25 protein-coding genes, 1 tRNA gene and 1 other RNA gene are annotated in these 19,969 nt (G+C 65.1%); 14 read left to right on the forward strand and 13 right to left on the reverse strand.

The window, feature by feature from the left end; genetic code table 11:
* Positions 1-9 precede the first annotated feature (9 nt).
* A complete protein-coding gene (locus QN358_RS08315) occupies positions 10-1,140 on the forward strand; it encodes an FUSC family protein (protein WP_323512083.1) in 1,131 nt (376 codons plus the stop codon).
* Here QN358_RS08315 and add read toward each other — a convergent pair.
* Positions 1,095-2,120, reverse strand: a complete 1,026-nt coding sequence (add, locus tag QN358_RS08320) for an adenosine deaminase (protein ID WP_323512084.1) — start codon at positions 2,118-2,120, stop codon at positions 1,095-1,097. The two genes, QN358_RS08315 and add, sit on opposite strands and share 46 nt — an antisense overlap.
* 190 nt (positions 2,121-2,310) lie before the next feature.
* Between add and QN358_RS08325 the strand changes: the two genes are divergently transcribed.
* Together QN358_RS08325 and QN358_RS08330 are read left to right on the forward strand one after the other, a co-directional pair.
* Complete coding sequence (locus QN358_RS08325) at positions 2,311-2,709, forward strand: hypothetical protein (RefSeq protein ID WP_323512085.1); 399 nt, start codon at positions 2,311-2,313, stop codon at positions 2,707-2,709.
* 431 nt (positions 2,710-3,140) lie between these two features.
* Positions 3,141-3,470 carry a DUF4190 domain-containing protein gene (locus tag QN358_RS08330; RefSeq protein ID WP_323512086.1) on the forward strand — a complete coding sequence of 110 codons (330 nt, stop codon included), beginning with the start codon at positions 3,141-3,143 and terminating at the stop codon, positions 3,468-3,470.
* A gap of 36 nt (positions 3,471-3,506) precedes the next feature.
* Here the strand turns inward: QN358_RS08330 and QN358_RS08335 are convergent, their stop codons facing one another.
* The gene (locus QN358_RS08335) at positions 3,507-4,010 is read right to left on the reverse strand and encodes a MarR family winged helix-turn-helix transcriptional regulator (RefSeq protein WP_136642269.1); all 504 of its coding nucleotides are present in this window, start codon (positions 4,008-4,010) and stop codon (positions 3,507-3,509) included.
* 64 nt (positions 4,011-4,074) lie between these two features.
* On the opposite strand from QN358_RS08335, the gene QN358_RS08340 reads away from it, so the two are divergent.
* From QN358_RS08340 to QN358_RS08350, 3 genes are read left to right on the forward strand one after another with little or no spacing between them, the layout of a single operon-like run.
* A complete protein-coding gene (locus tag QN358_RS08340; RefSeq protein ID WP_136642268.1) occupies positions 4,075-4,440 on the forward strand; it encodes a VOC family protein in 366 nt (121 codons plus the stop codon).
* Positions 4,427-4,867 carry an EVE domain-containing protein gene (locus QN358_RS08345; protein WP_136642267.1) on the forward strand — a complete coding sequence of 147 codons (441 nt, stop codon included), beginning with the start codon at positions 4,427-4,429 and terminating at the stop codon, positions 4,865-4,867. The genes QN358_RS08340 and QN358_RS08345 overlap by 14 nt, the downstream gene beginning before the upstream one ends.
* Before the next feature lie 54 nt (positions 4,868-4,921).
* Positions 4,922-5,290 carry a cupin domain-containing protein gene (locus tag QN358_RS08350; RefSeq protein WP_161580414.1) on the forward strand — a complete coding sequence of 123 codons (369 nt, stop codon included), beginning with the start codon at positions 4,922-4,924 and terminating at the stop codon, positions 5,288-5,290.
* A 153-nt stretch (positions 5,291-5,443) separates the two neighbouring features.
* On the opposite strand, the gene ssrA is transcribed toward QN358_RS08350, so the two are convergent.
* Positions 5,444-5,839: a transfer-messenger RNA gene (ssrA, locus tag QN358_RS08355) on the reverse strand.
* Between the two features lie 195 nt (positions 5,840-6,034).
* Between ssrA and QN358_RS08360 the strand changes: the two genes are divergently transcribed.
* Entirely contained in the window at positions 6,035-6,964 is a 930-nt protein-coding gene (locus QN358_RS08360) for an SDR family NAD(P)-dependent oxidoreductase (protein WP_136642265.1), read from the forward strand.
* On the opposite strand, the gene QN358_RS08365 is transcribed toward QN358_RS08360, so the two are convergent.
* From QN358_RS08365 to prfB, 5 genes are all read right to left on the reverse strand, one after another.
* The gene (locus tag QN358_RS08365; RefSeq protein ID WP_136642264.1) at positions 6,950-7,819 is read right to left on the reverse strand and encodes an NAD(P)/FAD-dependent oxidoreductase; all 870 of its coding nucleotides are present in this window, start codon (positions 7,817-7,819) and stop codon (positions 6,950-6,952) included. The genes QN358_RS08360 and QN358_RS08365 overlap by 15 nt on opposite strands.
* Before the next feature lie 103 nt (positions 7,820-7,922).
* Complete coding sequence (smpB, locus tag QN358_RS08370) at positions 7,923-8,399, reverse strand: SsrA-binding protein SmpB (protein ID WP_323512087.1); 477 nt, start codon at positions 8,397-8,399, stop codon at positions 7,923-7,925.
* Between the two features lie 75 nt (positions 8,400-8,474).
* Entirely contained in the window at positions 8,475-9,392 is a 918-nt protein-coding gene (ftsX, locus tag QN358_RS08375) for a permease-like cell division protein FtsX (protein WP_136642262.1), read from the reverse strand.
* Entirely contained in the window at positions 9,389-10,726 is a 1,338-nt protein-coding gene (gene ftsE, locus QN358_RS08380) for a cell division ATP-binding protein FtsE (protein ID WP_136642261.1), read from the reverse strand. The genes ftsX and ftsE overlap by 4 nt, the downstream gene beginning before the upstream one ends.
* Positions 10,727-10,781: 55 nt before the next feature.
* Complete coding sequence (gene prfB / locus QN358_RS08385; RefSeq protein WP_136642260.1) at positions 10,782-11,888, reverse strand: peptide chain release factor 2; 1,107 nt, start codon at positions 11,886-11,888, stop codon at positions 10,782-10,784.
* A gap of 35 nt (positions 11,889-11,923) precedes the next feature.
* Here prfB and QN358_RS08390 point away from each other — a divergent pair, with 35 nt between their 5' ends.
* From QN358_RS08390 to QN358_RS08415, 6 genes are all read left to right on the forward strand, one after another.
* Positions 11,924-13,174 (forward strand): MFS transporter, encoded by a 1,251-nt coding sequence (locus QN358_RS08390; protein WP_136642259.1) that lies wholly within the window; start codon positions 11,924-11,926, stop codon positions 13,172-13,174.
* Positions 13,175-13,224: 50 nt separating this feature from the next.
* A tRNA-Leu gene (locus QN358_RS08395) sits at positions 13,225-13,306 on the forward strand.
* 55 nt (positions 13,307-13,361) lie between these two features.
* Positions 13,362-14,093, forward strand: coding sequence for a DedA family protein (locus tag QN358_RS08400; protein ID WP_136642258.1), 732 nt, complete (start codon positions 13,362-13,364; stop codon positions 14,091-14,093).
* Between the two features lie 6 nt (positions 14,094-14,099).
* Complete coding sequence (locus tag QN358_RS08405; protein WP_161580413.1) at positions 14,100-14,252, forward strand: hypothetical protein; 153 nt, start codon at positions 14,100-14,102, stop codon at positions 14,250-14,252.
* A 61-nt stretch (positions 14,253-14,313) separates the two neighbouring features.
* Complete coding sequence (locus tag QN358_RS08410; protein ID WP_323512088.1) at positions 14,314-14,565, forward strand: hypothetical protein; 252 nt, start codon at positions 14,314-14,316, stop codon at positions 14,563-14,565.
* The gene (locus tag QN358_RS08415; RefSeq protein ID WP_237280377.1) at positions 14,556-15,020 is read left to right on the forward strand and encodes a cation:proton antiporter; all 465 of its coding nucleotides are present in this window, start codon (positions 14,556-14,558) and stop codon (positions 15,018-15,020) included. Before QN358_RS08410 ends, QN358_RS08415 begins: the two co-directional genes overlap by 10 nt.
* On the opposite strand, the gene QN358_RS08420 is transcribed toward QN358_RS08415, so the two are convergent.
* The 4 genes from QN358_RS08420 to murI all read right to left on the reverse strand — a co-directional run bounded on the left by QN358_RS08420 (position 14,962) and on the right by murI (position 18,267).
* Positions 14,962-15,909: a cation diffusion facilitator family transporter gene (locus tag QN358_RS08420; RefSeq protein ID WP_136642256.1), complete on the reverse strand. Its 948-nt coding sequence runs from the start codon at positions 15,907-15,909 to the stop codon at positions 14,962-14,964. The two genes, QN358_RS08415 and QN358_RS08420, sit on opposite strands and share 59 nt — an antisense overlap.
* Positions 15,910-16,040: 131 nt before the next feature.
* On the reverse strand, positions 16,041-16,676 hold the full coding sequence (gene rdgB / locus QN358_RS08425; protein WP_237280376.1) for an RdgB/HAM1 family non-canonical purine NTP pyrophosphatase: 636 nt from the start codon (positions 16,674-16,676) through the stop codon (positions 16,041-16,043).
* Positions 16,673-17,428, reverse strand: coding sequence for a ribonuclease PH (rph, locus tag QN358_RS08430; protein ID WP_136642255.1), 756 nt, complete (start codon positions 17,426-17,428; stop codon positions 16,673-16,675). Before rph ends, rdgB begins: the two co-directional genes overlap by 4 nt.
* Positions 17,429-17,442: 14 nt before the next feature.
* Complete coding sequence (murI, locus tag QN358_RS08435; protein ID WP_323512089.1) at positions 17,443-18,267, reverse strand: glutamate racemase; 825 nt, start codon at positions 18,265-18,267, stop codon at positions 17,443-17,445.
* A gap of 79 nt (positions 18,268-18,346) precedes the next feature.
* On the opposite strand from murI, the gene QN358_RS08440 reads away from it, so the two are divergent.
* Positions 18,347-19,675 carry a nicotinate phosphoribosyltransferase gene (locus QN358_RS08440; RefSeq protein ID WP_136642253.1) on the forward strand — a complete coding sequence of 443 codons (1,329 nt, stop codon included), beginning with the start codon at positions 18,347-18,349 and terminating at the stop codon, positions 19,673-19,675.
* Here the strand turns inward: QN358_RS08440 and QN358_RS08445 are convergent.
* Positions 19,672-19,968 (reverse strand): DUF3039 domain-containing protein, encoded by a 297-nt coding sequence (locus tag QN358_RS08445; RefSeq protein ID WP_136642252.1) that lies wholly within the window; start codon positions 19,966-19,968, stop codon positions 19,672-19,674. The genes QN358_RS08440 and QN358_RS08445 overlap by 4 nt on opposite strands.
* Position 19,969 lies beyond the last annotated feature (1 nt).

Raw genomic sequence — 19,969 nt, forward strand, 5'->3', positions numbered from 1 at the left:
TAGTTTTCGATGAAGTCACTATTCGAATTCGGCGCTCACGCGGGCGCACACCGGGTCGCTGTGCGAGCAGGCATGTCGGTACTGGTTCCGCTCGTCGTGCTGTACTCGATCAGTCACATCGAGTGGTCGATCTTTGCCGCATTCGGCGCGTTCACATCGGTGTACGGCCGCAACACCGCCTACGCCCTGCGTCTGCGCATGCAGGGCATCGCCGCCGCCATCATGGTGTCGAGCGTGCTGCTCGGTGCCGTTGTCGCCGTGCTACCCAACCCCGAGTACACCGTCGTTGCCGTCGCAGCCGTGTGGGCCTTGGTTGTGGCGTTCGTCTCCGACGCCGCCCGGCTTTCGCCTCCCGGGCCGCTGTTCGCCGTCTTCGGGCTCTGCTCGGTGGCCTCGGTGCCGGCCGGGCCGAACGAGTTCGCCCTGGCCTTCACCGTGAGCGCAGGCGCGGCGCTCTTCGCGCTGCTCGTGGGTCAGGTCGGGCGCGTGCGGGCCGGGCAGGTCAGAAATTCAACTTGGGGAGCTATCAGTGCGGTGAACAGTAGCCGCGAGTCGGCGGGCTCCGCGGTGCGCTCCGCCATTGTCGCCACACTTCGGCGCCCCGGCGAATTGCGGCACCTTTCGCGGTTCGCCGTTGCCGCCGCCGTAGCAGGCTCGCTTTCGACGGGGCTGGGTATCGGGCATCCATACTGGTCGATGGTCGCTGCGATCGTGCCCCTCGTGGCGATCGACCTCGGCAACTCGTTCGTGCGCGGGGCACACCGCCTTCTCGGAACCGTCGCCGGCCTCGCGCTCGCCTCCGTGCTGCTGCTCTTCGCGCCGTCGGGTCTCTGGGCCATCGGGCTCGTCGCGGCACTGCAGGTCGTCGCCGAACTCTTCGTGGTGCGCAACTACGGGTTCGCGCTGGTGTTCGTCACCCCACTCGCGCTCATCATGGTGAGCCTGGCACACCCAGTCTCGGCGTCGGCCCTCATCACAGACCGCGCGGTCGAGACCCTGCTCGGCACTGTCGTCGCCATCGTCGTGGCCCTCGGGTACTGGCTGGCATTCGGTCGCTCCCGCCGCACCTCCCCGGCCACGACCCCTCCCGGCGCCTACACCGAGCGGGCCGCCACAAAAGCGTCGACCTCGGCCAGGTAGCGCAGCTTCTCGTCGGCCGACAGCCACGACGCCTCGAAGGAGTTCTTCGCCAACCGAACCACGTCGTCGAGCGACAGACCCGCCTTCTCGACCAACGCCACATAGTTGTCGGCAACATAGGCGCCGAAGTAGGCCGGGTCGTCAGAGTTCAGCATGACCTTCGCGCCCTGCGCCAGCAGAGACACGATTTCGTCGGCCTTCATGTCGGCCGAGACGAAGCTGTTCGACACCGGGCACGTCGTGAACCCCACACCCCGCTCGATAGCCAGTGCCACGAGCTCCGGGTTCTCGACGATGTTCGTTCCGTGGTCGATGCGGTCGACGCCGATGTCTTCGAGCACTTGCCGGATGTTCTCGATACTGCCCACCTGGTCGATGTCGCAGTGCATGGTGAGCTTCAGCCCCGCCTCGCGGGCGAGATCGAACACCTCGGCGAACTTCGCCGGGGGGTTGTCGCGTTCGTCGGAGTCGAGTCCGACGCCGACAAGGTGCTCCGCGAACGGCAGAGCGCTTGTCAGGGTCAGAAGGGCGCTCTCGGCCGAGAAGTCACGGAGGAAGCAGAGGATGAGCGCTGCGGAGACACCGAGCCCCGCAGCATCCCGAGCCGCCCGGGAGTAGCCCAGAATCACGTCGTCGATCGCGACCCCGCGCGACGTGTGCGCCTGCGGGTCGAAGAACGCTTCGACGTGCCGCACGCCGTTCGCGGCCGCCCGCGTGAAGTACGCCATGGCGAGGTCGTAGAAGTCCTGCTCGGCGACGAGCACGTTCATGGCCGGATAGTAGACGCCGAGAAAGCTTGCCAGCGAGTCGAACTGGTAGGTCGCCGTGATCTCGTCGACGGTGCTCTGGCCGATGTCGACACCGTTGCGCACCGCCAGCTCGAGCTTCAGTTCGGGCTCGAGGGTGCCTTCGAGGTGAAGGTGCAGCTCGCACTTCGGCAGAGCGTACAGAAAGTCGCGGGTCAATTCGGGCGTGGGCATTCGTGTTCTCTCCGTTGCTCTCGTTCGCGTTCGTGCGCTGTGGTTCGCTGTGGTTCGCTGTGGTTCGCGTTCGCCGCGACACTAACACGGCCAGATCACGCGCACGTTTCGCGACAGGTTCGTGCATCTTCGGGTACGGCAGGCGACGTTCGTCACGTGACGCGAGAGGCGATTGCGATAATCTCCCCCCATGACTCTGCAACCGTTCCAGGCGGGCCCCACTCCCCAGTTTCTCGTGGGCGTCGGCAACGTCAACGCCACCGACTACTGGGTCGTCACACCCGCCGGCAGCTGGCCGCTCGCCGACGTCAACGTCACGTCACACGACCAGACCGCGACAACCACCCACACCCCCGCGTGGGCCATCGTCATGGTGATCGTCTTCATCTGGTTCTTCTTACTCAGCCTGCTCTTCCTGCTGGCGAAAGAGACCAGGGTCAGCGGGTACATCGCCGTGCACATCCAGGCGGGCGAGCAGTCATTCACCGAGCAGATTCCGGTCTACAGCGCTGTGCAGCGAGCCGACACCCTGAACCGGGTGGCGTACCTGCAGATGCTCATCGGCCAGGCCCGGTACAACCGCTCGTAGAACCCCGGCGCGTCGTCACCGAATTGAGCCGGGCGGCATGGTTGCCCCGTCGCTCAGGGCCGAGAACCAACGACGATTCGAGCGCAGAAACGGTGCTCATCGTGGCCGCATCGCTCTCGACGAGTGCCTTCAGAACCTTCTCGAACCCTGCCTCCTGATGGGCAATGGCGCCGGTCTGCGCGCCTGTATCCCGCAATCGGCGGCCCTCGTTCAAACCGCCGCCCCATTTGGCGCGGCTTCAGCCAGGGCCGACGATTCCGTTTTTTGCTACGCGCCCCAGGCGCTTGGCGAAACCCACGATGAATATGTACCACCCTGCGGCGAAACCCAGACCGACCCGATAGCGCCGGTTCACGATGGCCGCAGACCCGTTCACCTGCGAATAGAGTGAGTATCTCGGCGCGCGATGTCGCGGCGAAGAGAGCCGACCGATGACAGACCTGCCCCAGCTCCCACCGGATGACCGGCCGCCGCTCCCGACTCCACGACGAAACATGCCCGCGGCCACGCCCGCCTTCGGCGGGTCGTCGTCGGAGATTCCGCTGAGCAAACAGGCGGTGGCCAGCGTCGCGATAGCCTGCATCTCCCTGTTCGTCTTCGGAATCCTGGGCGTTCTCGCCGTGCTGCTGGCGCGGCGGGCGCTCCGCGACGTGAAGCAGGGCACCGTGCGTGGCCGCGGTATTGCCATCGCGGGCATGATCATCGGTTATATCGCCGCGATTCTGTACTTCATCAACATCGTGGTTCACTACCTTCACTGAAAACGCGCCCGCCGCGAGGCGAAACCCGCGCGCCCACTACTCTGTCAGCGCGTCGATACTGCTTCTGAGGTGGTGCCGCAGTTCGCTCTGCTGCTCGGCGTCGAGTTTGCTTCTCATGCGCAGTTCGACCGTCTTCACGGCAGCACTGGCGGTCGCGAGCTGTCGGTGGCCGAGCTCGGTCAGCTCGGCGGGCAGGATGCGCCCAACAGGCGGCTGGGCGGGCCTGCTCACGAGACCGTCGCGTTCCATTGCCCGCAGCAGGGTGTTCATCGACTGGCGGGTCACGAAGGTGCCGCGCGCGAGGTCGGAGTTCGAGAGTCCGGGGCGCTGCGCGAGCAGCTCGAGGCAGGCGTAGTGGGTGATTGTCATTCCGAGCGGCCGCAGTACAGCATCCATCGCCGTGTGCAACACGCTTGCCGCCTGCTTGAGCAGATACCCGAGTGACGCATCAAGGTCGAGCCCGGCTCTTTCGGAGTTCGTTTCACCGCGGTCAGCGTCGCTCGACGACGTGCCGCCCGGAGTGATGGCGCTTTGACTCATGTCAGTATTCTGACATAGAATCATCGGTGTCAGTTAGCTGACACAACCCAGAGGAGAACATCTGATGCCCGTGACCGGCCCCGACTTCATTTCACTGCAGGTGCGCGACATGCACCGCTCCGCGGAGTTCTACGAGACGTTTCTCGGGCTCACTCGTCAAGCCGGGCCGCCCCACGCGGTGGTGTTCGACACCAAACCGGTCGCCTTCGCCGTTCGCGGCGTACTGCCCGGGGTCGATCTCGACGCGCTGTCGCAGCCGGGCCAGGGTATCGCGCTCTGGATGCACGCCACCGAAGTCCAGGCCATCCACGACGCTCTGGTCGCCGCCGACACCCCGATCGTCGCGGCACCGATCGACGGACCGTTCGGTCTCACCTTCACCTTCGCCGACCCCGACGGCTACCACGTGACCCTCCATGACCGGGCCTGAGCGCCAGTTCTGGATCAACACCGTCAGCCTCGACCACGTTGAGGGCGCTGCCGCCGGCGGCTTCACACAGGCCGACCACGGAGCCAACACCCGGCTTCGCCGCCCGCGGGTGGGTGACGGCATGATCTTCTACTCCCCTCGCACCGCGTTGCACGGCGGCTCGCCCGTTCAGCAGTTCACGGCGATCGCCATCATCATCGGCGAAGAGCCGTACCAAGCGATCGTGAGCGACGACTTTCACCCCTGGCGGCTCGCCGCGCGCTTCGAACCGTGCCGTCGAGTAGACGCGAAACCTCTGGTGTCTCAGCTGTCGTTCATCCCTGACCCGTCGCACTGGGGCTTCCCTTTTCGGCGCGGTCTGTTCACGATTCCCGAAGCCGACTACCGCACCATCACAACCGCGATGGAGGTCGCCCCACCCGCGTAGCCGAACGGCACGATGCATCAAGCGAGATGGGCTCCCCTCCGGCAGAATCAGAGCATGCCAGAACCAATCGTTCGACTCACCCTGCTCCAGCAACCTCTCGACAACCGTGCCCTCGGCGCCGTGCACATTCGCCGCATCACCCTGCAGCCGAACGTTGCCGGGGGTGCGCACCACCACAACACGCCTGTCTTCGGGTCAGTCGAATCGGGCTCGGTCGTCTTCCAGGTCGACGGAGGCGCAGAAACCATCCTCCGCGCCGGTGACGTGTTCTACGAGCCCGCCGACGTGCTGATCGATAGGTTCGACGCCACCGCGGAGGGCGTCACCTTTCTGGGTTACTTTCTCGCGGCCCCCAACCAGAGCCCCGAACTCATCCCGGGCAGCCCGGAAACTCACCACCACGACAGAATCACGCAGTCTTGAAACTGAGTGTTTATCGCAATAGACATGAACTCGCGATAACGTGAGGTGAGCCGGCGGGGGCCCCTTTTGGTGACGCCAACAGCCGGAACGGCCCACACAGCCAGAACGACTCGAACAGCCGGAACGACTCGAACAGCGTGCGACAGTGGCCGGTGGTGGAGATGGGGGGAATTGAACCCCCGTCCACTGCTGTGGTCATGTGCCTTCTACGGGTGTAGCCAGTGAAAGCGTTCTACTCGGCTCCGGAATGTGCCACTGGCACCTAATCCGACAAGCCCAGCCTCAGTGCATGTCCTCCGACACCCTGAGACTCAGAGTCGGAGCAATCTCTCTAAATTACGCCAGGGTCTGGGTAGAGAGCATTCCCAGTCTGACGGTTGCTATATGTAGCTAAGAAGAGACTTAGGCCGCGAGGGCGAAAGTCGACTTAGCAGCAACAGTGCTGTTTTTATCGGCACTTATAATTTGCACGGATCGTTAACGAGATAACCGTGCGTTCTCGGCCCGCTTCTCACACTCACTCAGGCAATGTCGAAACCGATCATCCCCCTGGTGAGCCACTATCGCACGCTGTTGAGTTGTGAACACGAAGGCCGGGCGAGCCGACTTCGTTCGAGCATCCGGCAACCGGATGCAGCCCTCTAGTATAGCCCGAACTTCGCCTGCACTGCACAGTGTGCCCGGTTCGCGCAAGCACCCGCCGCTCGGCCCCTTCGTTCTGCATGCTCGGATAATGTCGATCACATGAGCACAACGCACTGGACCCCGGCACGGCTGCCCTCGTTGGTCGGCAAACGTTTCATCGTCACGGGGGGCACCGCAGGCCTCGGTTACTGGGCGAGCGAATTTCTGGCCCGGCGCGGGGCGTCGGTGGTCATCGCGGCGCGCAACGAGCAGAAAGCCACCTCTGCCATCGCGTCGATTCTGTCGCGCGCACCGCGAGGTGACGTGAGCTGGGTCAAGCTGAACCTCGCCAACCTGGAATCGGTGGCAGCAGCAGCCCGGCAGCTCGGCGACTCCCCCATCGATGGTCTCATCGCGAACGCCGGCGTTCTGGGGTCGTCAGATCTCGGCTACACCGATGACGGCTTCGAGCAGATGTTCGGCACCAACGTTCTCGGCCACTTCGCCCTCATCGCCCAGCTGATGCCCGCGCTGGCCGCCACCGAGGGCTCCCGCGTGGTGTCGCTCGGCAGCATCAGCCACGAATTCTTCGAGCTCGATCTGAACGACCTGATGAGCGAAGACGACTACCGCAGCTTTCGCGCGTATGGCCGCTCGAAGCTCGCCGTCATGCTGCTCGGCTTCGAGCTCGACCGCCGCCTTCGCGCGGCCGGCCTGCCGACGCGCAGCCTCGTGGCGCACCCCGGGTTCGCTCTCGACGGCCTCGGCGCGTCACGACCCGGCATCGCCAACGCCCGGCGCTACGACCCGCTGCGTCGCACCGCGCTCAGCCCTTTCGCGCAGGGCAAAGACGCCGGCGCCCTGCCCATCGTGCGGGCCGCCGCAGACCCCCTCGCCGAGGGCGGCGAGTACTGGGGCCCCGACGGCTGGCGCCAGCTGAAGGGTGAACCCACCGTTGTCGAGGCTCGCAACCGTGCCCGCGACATCCGCACGGCGGGCGTGCTCTGGTCACGAGCAGAAACGATGACGGGCCAGTCACTCGCGCTCTGAGCTTGACAGGCGCTCGACTCGGGCTGTGGCGACCGAAGCGGCGATGTCAGCGGCCGCGGTGAGCCCCGACGCCATGGCGGTGATGACGGCGGCCGGGATTCTCAGATCAGCTCGCTCTGCGACATCGCCCGCCGCCCACACACCGGCTCGGCTGGTGCGCCCGAGGGCGTCAACTGCGATACCGCCGGGGCCGCAGTGAACGCTGAGATCGTCGGCGATTGCGGAGCGCGGAGCGGCGTTCGGCGGAATGAACACGCACGCCGCCTCGACGACCCCGCCGCCGCGCAACACGATGCTCACCCCCGAAGGCGAGCGGGTGACCGCCGCCACCTCTCCCGGCGCGAAGACTGGCACGACAGACGACAGCCCGCGTAACAGGCCGCTGACGTGCTCGGCGTGACTTCCATCGGAGATAACCGCGATCGGGCCGGGCGCGAACTCGTGCCCGTGGCAGTACGGGCACGGGAGCACAACGTCACCCCACAGCTCGCGGAGGCCCGGGATGGGCAGCAGGTGGTCTTCGACGCCGCTGGTGATCAGGAGACGTTCGACCCGCCACTGCGAGCCTGCTGCGGCAAGCACCAGACCCGGCCCGTTCCACCGAGCAGACTCCACTCGCTCGCGAACCACCCGCACCCAGGGATAAGTGGCGAGGTCGGCGTGCGCAGCCGACCGCAGGGCCTCGGGCGTTGCTTTCTGCCACCCGAGCACATTGCCCATTCGCACCGATGAAGCATTGCGGTAGCGTGCATCGTCGAACACGACCGTGTCGACATGCATCCGCCCGAGGGTGAGTGCCGCCTGCAACCCCGCAGGGCCACCGCCGACGATTGCCGCCTGATACTCGTGGGTCATGAACCCATTCTGCCGCCCGATGAAGCGAAGCCGACGGGCGTGAGCCGGTCGGCCCGGCCAGCACGGCCAGCACGGCCAGCCCGAGCAGAGCTGGCCAGCGGCGTCAGTCGCCGAGGTTGCGGTGCGTTCCCATGGCCCGGTCGGCCTCGCGCTTGTCGGTGCGCTCGCGCAGGGTCTGGCGTTTGTCGTACTCGCGCTTGCCCTTGGCCACGGCGAGTTCGACCTTTGCCTTGCCGTCGCTGAAGTACAGTCGCAACGGCACGAGGGTGTAGCCGCCCTCTTTGACCTTGTTGTGAATCTTCAGAATCTCGTTCTTGTGCAGCAGCATCTTGCGCTTGCGCCTGACGGGGTGGTTGTTCCAACTGCCCTGGTTGAACTCGGGGATGTGCACGGCGTCGAGCCACGCTTCTCCTCCGTCGATGTAGCCGTAGCCGTCGACAAGCGAGGCCCGGCCGGCGCGCAACGACTTGACCTCGGTGCCGGTCAGCACGAGGCCAGCCTCGAAGGTGTCTTCAATGGTGTAGTCGTGGCGGGCCTTGCGGTTGGTCGCTACGACCTTTTCTCCGCGTTCGCGTGGCACGATTACTCCTCAGATCGATGGATGCCGCACTCAGTTGACGGCAGCCTTCAAGCTTACCGGGCCGAAGCCCGGCAACTACACCTTCAGGTACCGGGTGATGGCGAACTTCGCCGAGAGCGCAGCCAGTAGCGCTGCCAGCACGATGAGCACGGGCACCACGATCGACAGCGCATCACCCTCGGTGACGAAGTTCGTGAACTGCAACAGCTGTTGCAGGTAGCCCTGAACGAAGAAGTGCACAATGGCCCAGATGGTGACCCCGGCCAGAACCGATCCCACGAGCGCGGCGATCACGCCCTCGAGTATGAAGGGTGTCTGAATGAACCTGTTCGACGCCCCCACGAGCCTCATGATGCCGATCTCACGCCGCCTCGAGAACGCCGAGAGGCGGATGGTGGTGGCGATCAGCAGCACGGCGGCCACGAGCATCAGCGCAGCAATTCCGACGGCGGTGTAGCTCGCCGCGTTCAGAATGGAGAAGATCTGTTCGAGGTAGCTGCGCTGGTCGACCACGCTGTCGACGCCCGCGAGGCCCGAGAGGCTCTCGACGAGAACGTCGGACTGCTGGGGGTCGACCATGTTGACCCAGTAGGTCTCGTTGAGCAGGTCGGGAGTGACGTACTTCGCCACGTCTTTGCCGGCGAACTGCTGCTGGAACTGGTCGTAGGCCTGCTGGTGGTCTTCGAAGTAGTACTGCTGGATGAACGGGGCCAGCGTGGGCGACTTGAGTTGGGCATCCACTGCCGCCACCTGGTCGGGTGTGGCCTCGCCGTTGGCGCAGTTCGCATCGCTCGAGGTCGCCGTGCACATGTACACCGCGACCTGGGCTTTGTCGTACCAGTAGTTCTTCATCTGGCCGATCTGCATCTGCAGGAGAATCGCTGCGCCCACGAAGGTGAGCGAGATGAAGGTCACGAGAACGACCGACACCACCATCGACATGTTGCGGCGGAGGCCGGTGCCGACCTCGCCGAGAATCAGTGCAAATCTCACGAGGTGGGGCCTACATTCTGGTCAGCCGCGGGGTCATGGTTAGCACCGGGAGCACGCAGGCCGAGCTTTTCGGCCAGGCTCAGCTGGCCAGTGGTGAGATCGTCGGGGTCACCGTCGGGGTGCGCGGTGTTCGCCCCGTTCACGGTGTTCACGGGATTCGGTGCCGCAGCGGCATCGGCCGGAGCTACCGTGCTCAGTCGTTCGACAGGGCCGGTATCGGCCTGCCGTACATCAGCCGCTGCGGGCGGAAAGAAGTGCGGCGGTTCGCCGACCTGCGGCTGTGAGTGCGAGCCGGCCTGCGTCGATACCTGACCAGTCTGAGTCGATATCTGACCGGTCTGTGTCGATACCTGAACCGGAACCGAAGTGGTGGGCACGCGCGGAACGACCGGTACCACGGGCACCGACGACGTGTTGCGGTTCAGCTGCGGAATGACGGGCGTGCCACCCGTCGAGACCGCGGCACTCTCACGACCCGCAGAGGAGTTGACCGCGTTGGCAGACGAAGTCGAAGCAGGTGCAGCAGCAGGCTCGCCAGCCACCGGCAGCACGGGCCGCTCGATGGCCCCCGTGGCCTGCATGCGGAGCGAGAGCGGGTCGGGGCGGGTGATCTCGGCCGTCATGCCGCTGTCTTGCAAGCCGATGGCGGCCGTCATGCCGTAGCCGCCCTGGCGGTCGTCTCGAATGATCTGGCCGCCGACGAGTTCGATGACGCGACGCTGCATCTGGTCGACGATGGCGTTGTCGTGCGTTGCCATGATGATGGTGGTGCCGCCCGCGTTGATGCGATCGAGCACGTTCATGATGCCGGCGCTCGTGAGCGGGTCGAGGTTGCCCGTGGGTTCGTCGGCGAGCAGGATGGCCGGCTTGTTGACCACCGCACGGGCGATGGCCACGCGCTGCTGCTCTCCACCCGAGAGTTCGTGCGGCAGGCGATTGGCCTTCTCGGCCAGCCCGACCATCTGCAGAACATCCGGAACCGCTTCTTGGATGAACCCGCGCGACTTGCCGATGACCTGCAGCGTGAACGCCACGTTGTCGAAGACGTTCTTGTTGGGCAGCAGCCGGAAGTCTTGAAAGACGACCCCGAGGTTGCGCCTGAAGTAGGGCACCTTGCGCGACGAGATAGACCCGAGGTCTTGCCCGAGCACGTGGATGTTGCCGCTCGTCGGCCGGTCTTCTTTCAGCACCAGCCTCAGAAAACTCGATTTGCCCGAACCCGAGGCGCCGACGAGAAACACGAATTCGCCCCGCAGTATCTCGAGGTCGATGGTGTTGAGCGCCGGCTTGGCCGTGCCCTTGTACTTTTTACTGACGTGGTCGAATCGAATCATGGCCTTTGCAGCCTAAACAGGGGCCATGTGATTCACCGCAGCGACGCGCCGACGTTCAGTCTTGCTTGCGTTTGCGCCACCGGATGCCGGCGGAGATGAAACCGTCGATGTCGCCGTCGAACACGTGCGAGGGGTTGCCCACTTCGTAGTCGGTGCGGAGGTCTTTGACCATCTGGTACGGCGCGAGCACGTAGCTGCGCATCTGGTCGCCCCAGCTCGCCGTGATGACCCCGGCCAGCTCTTTCTTCGTGGCGTTCTCCTGCTCGCGCTGCAGGAGCAGCAGCCGCGACTGCAGCACCCGCATGGCCGCCGCCCGGTTCTGAATCTGGCTCTTCTCGTTCTGGCAGCTCACCACGATGCCGGTGGGCAGGTGGGTGATGCGCACGGCGGAGTCGGTCGTGTTGACCGACTGGCCGCCGGGACCCGACGAGCGAAAGACGTCGACGCGGATGTCGTTCTCGGGAACCTCGACCACGTCGGTCTGCTCGATGAGGGGAACGACCTCGACCGCTGCGAAACTGGTCTGGCGCTTGCCTGCCGAGTTGAAGGGGCTCATTCGCACCAGGCGGTGGGTGCCGGCTTCAACCGACAGCGTGCCGAAGGCGTAGGGCGAGTCGATCTCGAATGTGGCGCTCTTGATACCCGCCTCTTCGGCGTAGCTCGTGTCGAGCACGGTGGTCGGATGCCCGTGCTGCTCGGCCCAGCGCAGGTACATGCGCATGAGCATCTCTGCGAAGTCTGCAGCGTCGACGCCGCCCGCGCCGGCCCGGATGGTGACCACCGCTGCCCGAGGGTCGTATTCGCCGTTCAGCAGGGTCTGCACTTCGAGCTCGCCGAGCACCTTCGTGAGACTGACGAGCTCGGCCTGCGCTTCGGTCGCCGACTCTTCGTCGGACTCGTCGTTGGCCAGCTCGACCATGATCTCGAGATCGTCGAGCCGTGAGTCGATGCTTTCGATCTTCGCGAGTTCGGCCTGGCGGTGCGAGAGCGCGCTGGTGACCTTCTGCGCCTTCTCGGTGTCGTTCCAAAGATCGGGAACACCGGCCTGCTCGCTGAGGTCGGCTATCTGCACCTTCAGGCCGTCGACGTCGACCACCGAACGGATGTCGCCGAAGGTGGAGCGGAGAGCAGTGATCTGCTCGGAGAGATCGAGTTCTAACACGATCCCCCAGCCTACCCGCGTAAACTGCTTAGCTGATGAGTACTACAGAGCAGGCGTTCCAGTTCAGGTCTATTGCTCTTCCCGCTCTTTTGCCTTCGCTGTTGTTCGCAATCGGCGAGGGAGCGATCATCCCCGTCATCCCCGCAATTGCGAGCAACCTCGGTGCGAGCCTCGCGGTGGCCGGGTTCATCGCGGGCATGACCATGATCGGCGAGCTGGTCGGCGATATTCCGAGCGGGTGGGTGGTCAGCCGTATCGGCGAGCGACGGTCGATGATCTACGCCGCCATCCTGTCGATTCTGGCGATCGTGCTCTGCCTTCTGGCGCCGAACAATCTGTTGTTCGGTACGGGCATCTTCTTACTGGGTCTCGCTGCGGCCGTGTTCGCCCTGGCGAGACACGCCTTCATGACCACCTTCGTGCCCGCAGCGTTTCGGGCCAGAGCGCTGTCGACACTCGGCGGCACCTTTCGGGCCGGCTGGTTCGTGGGGCCCTTTCTCGGGGCCGGGGTCATCGCGCTGACCGGCGTGTCACAGTCTGTGTTCTGGATTCAGGGCGTGTGCGGTGTGGCGATCATCATTCTGCTCTTCATCATTCCCGACCCCACCGAGAAGCTCGCGAAGCCCGATGCTGGGGAGACCTTCGTGCGCGAGGAGTCTGTCGGGCTGTTCGCTACCCTCGTGCAGTTTCGCTCGCTGCTCGTGCGCGTGGGCACCGGTGTGACACTGGTTGGCGCGCTGCGGGCAAGCCGCACCGTCGTGCTGCCACTCTGGGCCGTCAGCCTGGGGCTCAGCGAGAGTTCGACGGCGCTGATCATCGGCATCGGAGGCGCCCTCGACTTTGCCCTGTTTTATTCGAGCGGCCAGATCATGGACAGGTTCGGTCGGCTGTGGAGCGTCGTGCCCTCAATGGTGGGTATGGGCATCTGCTTCGTGATCCTGTCGTTCACCCACAACCTCGACGGAGCCGTGGGCTGGTTCATCGCCCTCACCGTGTTCTTGGGCTTGTCGAACGGGGTCGGCAGCGGCATCATCATGACGCTCGGAGCCGACCTCGCACCGAAGACCGACCCGGCTCCGTTTCTCGGGGCCTTCCGGTTCACGGGCGACCTGGGCACGGCCGCGGCACCGGTTCTGGTGGCGGGGGTTGTCGCCGTGGCGTCGCTGCCGCTGGCTGCGGCGATCATGGGCGTTCTGGGGTTCGCGGGGGCGGGCATCCTGATTCGTTATATTCCGCGCTACCTGCCGCACGTGGGCCGGGTGCCCCGCTTGGTGAAAAACTCCTGAGTAACGCACTCGAGCCCTGATACCCAGCCATTACACTGAGGGTGTTCTTCGCGGGAGTGGTGAAATTGGTATACACGCAGGTTTTAGGTACCTGTGCTTTCGAGCGTGAGGGTTCAAGTCCCTTCTCCCGCACGCGCGTCTGCCCGACCGGCTGGCAGCGCAGGCACCAACGACTGGAGCTTCACCAATGCACACAGCTTTCAGCCTCACGGCGTTGATTCAGGCCTCGCCTGTTCACGCGGCCCTGATTCCCTTTCTCGATCCGCAGGGCATCATCACTGCCTTCGGCCCGTTCGCCATTCTCGGTATCTGCTTCATCATCTTCGCCGAGACCGGCCTGCTGGTGGGCTTCATCCTGCCGGGCGACACCCTGCTCTTCTTCACCGGGCTGCTCACGTACACGGGTACGACGAGCGGCCAGGGAATTCAGATTCCCATCTACATCGTGGCTCCGGCCATCGCCATCGCCGCCTTCCTCGGCGGTGAGATGGGCTACCTCATCGGCCGAAAAGCCGGCCCGCGCATCTTCGAACGCAAGGAGTCGGGCTTCTTCAGCATCAAGAATGTCGAGCGCACCAACGCGTTCTTCGAGCGCTTCGGCGGCGCGGCGGTGATCGTGGCTCGCTTCGTGCCGATCGTTCGCACCTTCGCTCCCATCGCGGCCGGTGTCGGCAAGATGGACTACCGCCGCTACAGCCTGTACAACGCCATCGGCGCACTCGCGTGGGGCGGCGGCGTGACGATGCTCGGGTACCTGCTCGGCCAGATTCCGGCGGTGGCCGACTTCACCGCGAAGTACATCGATGTTGTGCTGATCGCTGTGGTGCTTCTCACCCTGATTCCCACGGTGTTCCACACGATTCGTTCGACCCGCAAGGCCCGCCGCACCGCCGCGCTCAGCGAAAGCAAAGCCGACTGACCCCACGTGAATGAAGCTTTCGCGTCACTCGTCGTCGTTGTTCTGCTGAGGGCCGCTGCACCACTGATCGTCGACCTGCTGCCAGGTCCCATCCGCGTTCCCCAGGTGGCGCTGCTTCTGGCCGGTGGCGTGGCGATCGGGCCCTCGGTGCTGAACTGAGCGCGCGGGGCGGTTGGCTGGCATCGCGTGGGTCGCGAGCCTGGCAGTGGCGGGAGTGCTGATGTTCTCGCTGAATGCTCTGGGCATCATCGAGTCGCCGTACGTGCTGACCATCGCGCTCAGCACCACTGCGCTCGGCACCCTCATCCCCATTCTCAAAGAGAACGGCATGTTCGGCACCCGGTTCGGCCGCTTTGCCTTTGCGGCTGGCGCGGGGGGCGAAATGGCGCCCATCGTCGCGATGGCACTCTTTCTTCGAACGGTTTTGGTTTCGACAGCGTTCTCGGTGCCTTCGCCGCAGGAATGCTGCTGAAACGCTGGTCACCGGTACCGAGCGAAGTTCTTGAAGTGAAGCTCGAGGCGGTCGGCTACGGGTTCTTCATCCCCATCTTCTTCGCCTATTCCGGTATGACGCTCGACGTCGACTCCATCGCTTCGAACCCAGCGCCCCTGATCATCTTCTTCGCGCTGCTGCTCATCCGCGGAGCACCCGCCCTGTTCTGGTACCGGCGCGACTTCGAGCTGCGCGAACGCATCGAGCTCGCCTTCTTCAGCGCCACAGCGCTACCGCTGCTGGTCGCACTCACCGAAATCGGGGTCTCGAACGGTCAGATGACCATCGCCACGCAGGCGAGCATCATCGGCGCGGGGGCGCTTTCGGTCTTGGTCTTTCCCATCGCCGCGGTGCTTGTGTCGAACAACATGTCGCTCAGCGGTGCTGGTCGTGCTCGTGCCCCGCGTGTTCAGCCGGTTCCAGCTGAAAAGTAGAGTGCTCGACGTCGAAGTGGGCTGTCAGGCACTCTGACAGGCGGTCGAGCAGTTCGCCGGTCGCTCCATCGGCGTAGACCTCCGGCGAGACAACGATGTGCGCCGAGAATACCGGCTCGCCCGAAGTGATGGCCCACACATGAACGTCGTGCACCTCGAGCACACCGGGAGTGCCCAGCAGGTGCGCCCGAATCTGCTCAACATCGGTGTCTTTCGGCGCCGACTGGATGAGCACCCCCACCACATCGCGAAGAAGCGACACCGCGCGCGGCACGATCATCACGGCAATGGCGAGCGACGCCAGTGCGTCGGCCGCCGCGAAACCGATCGTCAGAATCAGGATTCCCGCAATGATCACCGCGATCGACCCCAGCGTGTCACCCAGCACCTCGAGGTAGGCACCGCGCATGTTGAACGACTTCGTGTCTCCCCCGCGCAGCACCAGTAGAGCGGCGATGTTGGCTACCAGCCCGATCGACGCCACGATGAGCATCGGTGCACCCTGCACCTGGTCGGATGCGGGTGCCAGGAGGCGAGACACACCTTCGATGGCCACAAAGACAGCGACCCCGACGAGAATCAGCCCGTTCACCAGCGCCGCCAGCACCTCGGCCCGTTGAAAGCCGAACGTGTGCCGGTCGGAGGCGGGCCGCAGCGCCAGAATTGACGCGAGCAGTGCAATGACCAAGCCGAACAGGTCTGAGAGCATGTGGCCGGCATCGGCCAGCAGCGCCAGCGAGCCGCTGAGCGCCGCACCGCCGATCTCGACAAGGAGAACGACACTGACGATCGCGATGGCGATGGTCAGGCGGGTTCGGTTCGTCGACTTACTGGCGTGACTGTGCCCGGCCTCGTGGCCTCGTTCTGCCGAAGCGGCATCCTGGTTCATTGCTCTCAGACTAGGCACCGGCGACCTCGGCCGCCAGAGCGCGGCGCCAGATAGGAATGACGCTCATTCTCAGCAAGCACGCGGCCGTTCGGGCCAGTCGGTTCTAGGGGGCCGCGGGCCCACCCGAACTGTCAGAGCGCGAGCGTGCGGCTGAGGATGGGCAACAGATTCTCGAACGCGAGCGCCCGGTGGCTCACCGCATTCTTCTCGGCCGGAGCCAGTTCGGCTGCCGTCAGCGCACTGCCCGCAGGTTGAAAGACGGGATCGTACCCGAACCCGTGTTCTCCCCGTGCCTCGCGCACGACCATGCCACGCCAGAAACCGCTGGCCACTTCTTCGACAGCGAATTCGCCGGCCTCGGCCGCTTTACCCCGTTCGGGTACGACGAGGGCGATCGTACAGACGAACGCGCCCTCACGGTGCTCGTCGTGAATGTCGGCGAGCTGGTCGAGCAACAGGTCGCGGTTCGCCCTGTCGCCCTTGCCGTGCCCGGCCCAGCGGGCAGAGAAGATACCGGGTGCGCCGCCCAGAATGTCGACGCTCAGACCTGAATCGTCAGCGAGCGCAGGCAACCCCGTGTGAAGCGCGGCGGCCTTCGCCTTGATGAGCGCATTCTCGGCGAAGGTGGTGCCGTCTTCGACCGGTTCGGGGCCGTCGTAGCGCACAATGTCGAGGCCGGGCATCCGGGCGCCCAGGATCTTCTGGAACTCGTCTACTTTGTGCTGATTGTGCGTGGCGAGTACCACGCGGATGCGTTCGCCACTCACGCCGTCTCACCCAGCGAGAGAAGCTGCAGGCGGGAGAGTTCAGCGGTGCCGACCAGGGCGAGGTCGAGCAGCGAGTTCAGCTCGGTGCGGTCGAAGGGAGCACCCTCTGCGGTGCCCTGCACCTCGACGAACAGGCCGCGGCCGGTGACCACGACGTTCATATCGGTCTCGGCACGCACGTCTTCGACGTAAGCGAGGTCGAGCATGGGGGTTCCGTCGATGATGCCCACCGAGATGGCCGAGACGCTGTCAATGAGAGGCACGGCCTTCTGCCCGATGAACTTCTTGCCGCGAGCCCACTCGATGGCGTCGACCATGGCTACGTATGCACCGGTGATGGCTGCCGTGCGGGTGCCGCCGTCGGCCTGCAGCACGTCGCAGTCGATGACGATGGTGTTCTCACCCAGGGCCTTCATGTCGACCACCGCACGAAGCGAGCGCCCGATGAGGCGCGAGATCTCGTGCGTGCGGCCCCCGATTTTGCCCTTCACCGACTCGCGGTCGGTGCGGCTGTTGGTGGCGCGGGGCAGCATGGCGTACTCGGCGGTCACCCAGCCTTTACCCTTGCCCGACATCCAGCGCGGAACGCCGTTGGTGAACGACGCGGTGCAGAGCACTTTCGTGTTGCCGAACGAGATGAGAGCCGAACCTTCGGCCTGGGCGCTCCAGCCGCGCTCGATGGTGACTTCGCGCAGGTCATCGACCGAACGGCCGTCTTTACGAACGAGGGGCTGAGGGGTGGGGTCAGTCATGGTGTCTCCTGTGGTCAGCGAATGAAGGGCAGTGAGATGGCGCCGGTCTCGACGAGGTCGACGGCCGAGACCTGGGGCCCGAGCAGTTGGCGGGCAAGGCGCAGAAATTCGGCTGCACTCTCGCCGGTGGCCTCGTAGCGGTACGTGGGCGGTGTGCTTGCGGTGCGCTGGATGCCCTGCTGAACCAGTTCGCGATACACATCGTTGGCGGTCTCGGTATCGCTCGACACCAGCGTGACGCGGTCGCCCATGACCACGCTGATGGCGCCTTTGAGATAGGGATAGTGCGTGCATCCGAGCACCACCGTGTCGACGGCGGCGGCCTTCAACGGCTCGAGGTACTCGGCCGCCAGCTCGAGCAGCTCGGGGCTGGAGGTGTCGCCCGCCTCGACGAAGTCGACGAAGCGTGGGCAGGCGGCAGAGAAGAGTTCGAGGTGCGGGGCGGCCGCGAAGGCGTCGTTGTAGGCGCGCGACGTGATGGTGGCGACGGTACCGATCACCCCCACCCGGTTGGTGCGCGTAGCGGTGACGGCGGCGCGCACGGCAGGCTGGATGACCTCGACGACAGGCACGGAGTACCGCTCGCGAGCGTCGCGCAGCATCGCAGCAGAGGCCGTATTGCAGGCGATGACGAGCATCTTCACGCCCTGGGCGACCAGGTCGTCGAGCACAGCGAGCGAGAACCGGCGCACATCGGCGAGGGGCTTCGGGCCGTACGGTGAGTGTGCTGTGTCGCCGACGTAGAGCAGAGATTCACGGGGCAGCTGGTCTCTGATCGAGCGGGCCACGGTGAGCCCACCGACACCGGAATCGAAAATGCCAATCGGTGCGTCGCTCACAGCACCCCAGCCTACCCTCACCCTTCGCCGGCGCAGCTGACAGTCAGGCGGTTGCTGGGCGACAGCTAGGCTCAACAGTGTGAGTACTTCTACCGCGCTTCTCACCGATCGCTACGAACTGACCATGCTCGACGCCGCACTTCGAGACGGTACGGCCGAGCGCCGCTGCCTGTTCGAGGTCTTCGCTCGTACGCTGCCGCACGACCGCCGTTACGGCGTCGTGGCCGGCACGGGCCGCGTTCTCGAACTCATCCGTGACGTCACGTTCGGCCCCGACGAGCTCGACTGGCTTGCTGCAAACGACGTGGTCAGCGCACGCACCCTCGAGTGGCTGGCCGACTACCGTTTCACTGGCACGATCACGGGATATCACGAAGGTGAGCTGTACTTTCCCGGCTCCCCCATCCTCACCGTCGAAGCAAGTTTTGCCGAGGGCGTCATTCTCGAGACCCTCGTTCTCAGCGTGCTCAACTACGACTCGTCGGTGGCGAGCGCGGCCGCCCGCATGGTTTCTGCGGCCGGCGGCCGGCCGCTTGCCGAGATGGGGTCGAGGCGCACCGGCGAACGGTCTGCGGTCGCTGCGGCCCGCGCGGCGTTCATCGCCGGCTTCTCGGCGACCTCGAACCTCGAGGCCGGGCGATCGTGGGGAATTCCCACCATGGGTACCGCCGCGCATGCCTTCACGCTGCTGCACGACACCGAAGAAGACGCGTTCCGCTCACAGGTCGCCACCATGGGGCCGGGCACCACTCTGCTCGTCGACACCTACGACGTCGAGCGCGGCACCGCCCTCGCGGTCGAGGTCGCTGGGCCCGAACTCGGTGCCGTGCGCCTCGACTCGGGTGACCTGCCGGCACTCGTCGCATCGGTGCGAGCTCAGCTCGATTCGCTCGGCAACCACCACACGAAGATCACGGTGACGAACGATCTCGACGAGTACACCATTGCCGCGCTGGCCGCGACACCGGTCGACTCGTACGGCGTCGGCACCTCGGTGGTCACCGGTTCGGGGTCGGTCGCGGCCGGAATGGTCTACAAGCTCGTGGCGCACCGAACAGTTGACGGCGAATGGATGCCCGTGGCGAAGAAATCCGCCGAGAAGACCTCGATCGGCGGCAAGAAACGCGCCGTTCGACGGCTGAATGCCCGCGGCGTCGCTACCGCCGAGGTGCTCTACGTCGAGGCGGCCATCGGGGGCGCCGGCCCACGCTCGAGTGAGAATGCCCGCGACCTGCTGCACACCTTCGTCACCGAAGGCGTGATCGATGAGCGCTACACCGGCGCGGCCGGGGTTCTGGCAGCGCGGGAACACCGAGCGAAGGCCGTGGCCGAACTGCCGGCAGAGGGGCTGCGGCTGGCGCGCGGAGGCGAGCCGGTCATCCCCACCGAGTATGTGGCAGGCGCCTAGCCCTCGTCTTGCATCTGTTCGTAGATCGACTTGCAGGTCGGGCAGACGGGAAATTTGTCGGGGTCGCGCCCCGGAATCCACTTCTTGCCGCAGAGCGCCTTCACGGGCTTGCCCGTCATGGCCGATTCGAGAATCTTCTCTTTCTGCACGTAGTGCGAGAATCGCTCGTGGTCACCCGGCTCCATCTGCTCAGTCGTGAGCAGCTCTTCGATCTCACGGTCGAGCGTTGCTGTACCGCCGCCGTCGGGAATGCTGCCGGGGTCTGAAATGGATGCACGCGGCGAGAAACTCATG

Origin of the sequence: Subtercola sp. RTI3 (assembly GCF_035018625.1) — a bacterium.
Taxonomy (GTDB): domain Bacteria; phylum Actinomycetota; class Actinomycetes; order Actinomycetales; family Microbacteriaceae; genus Subtercola; species Subtercola vilae.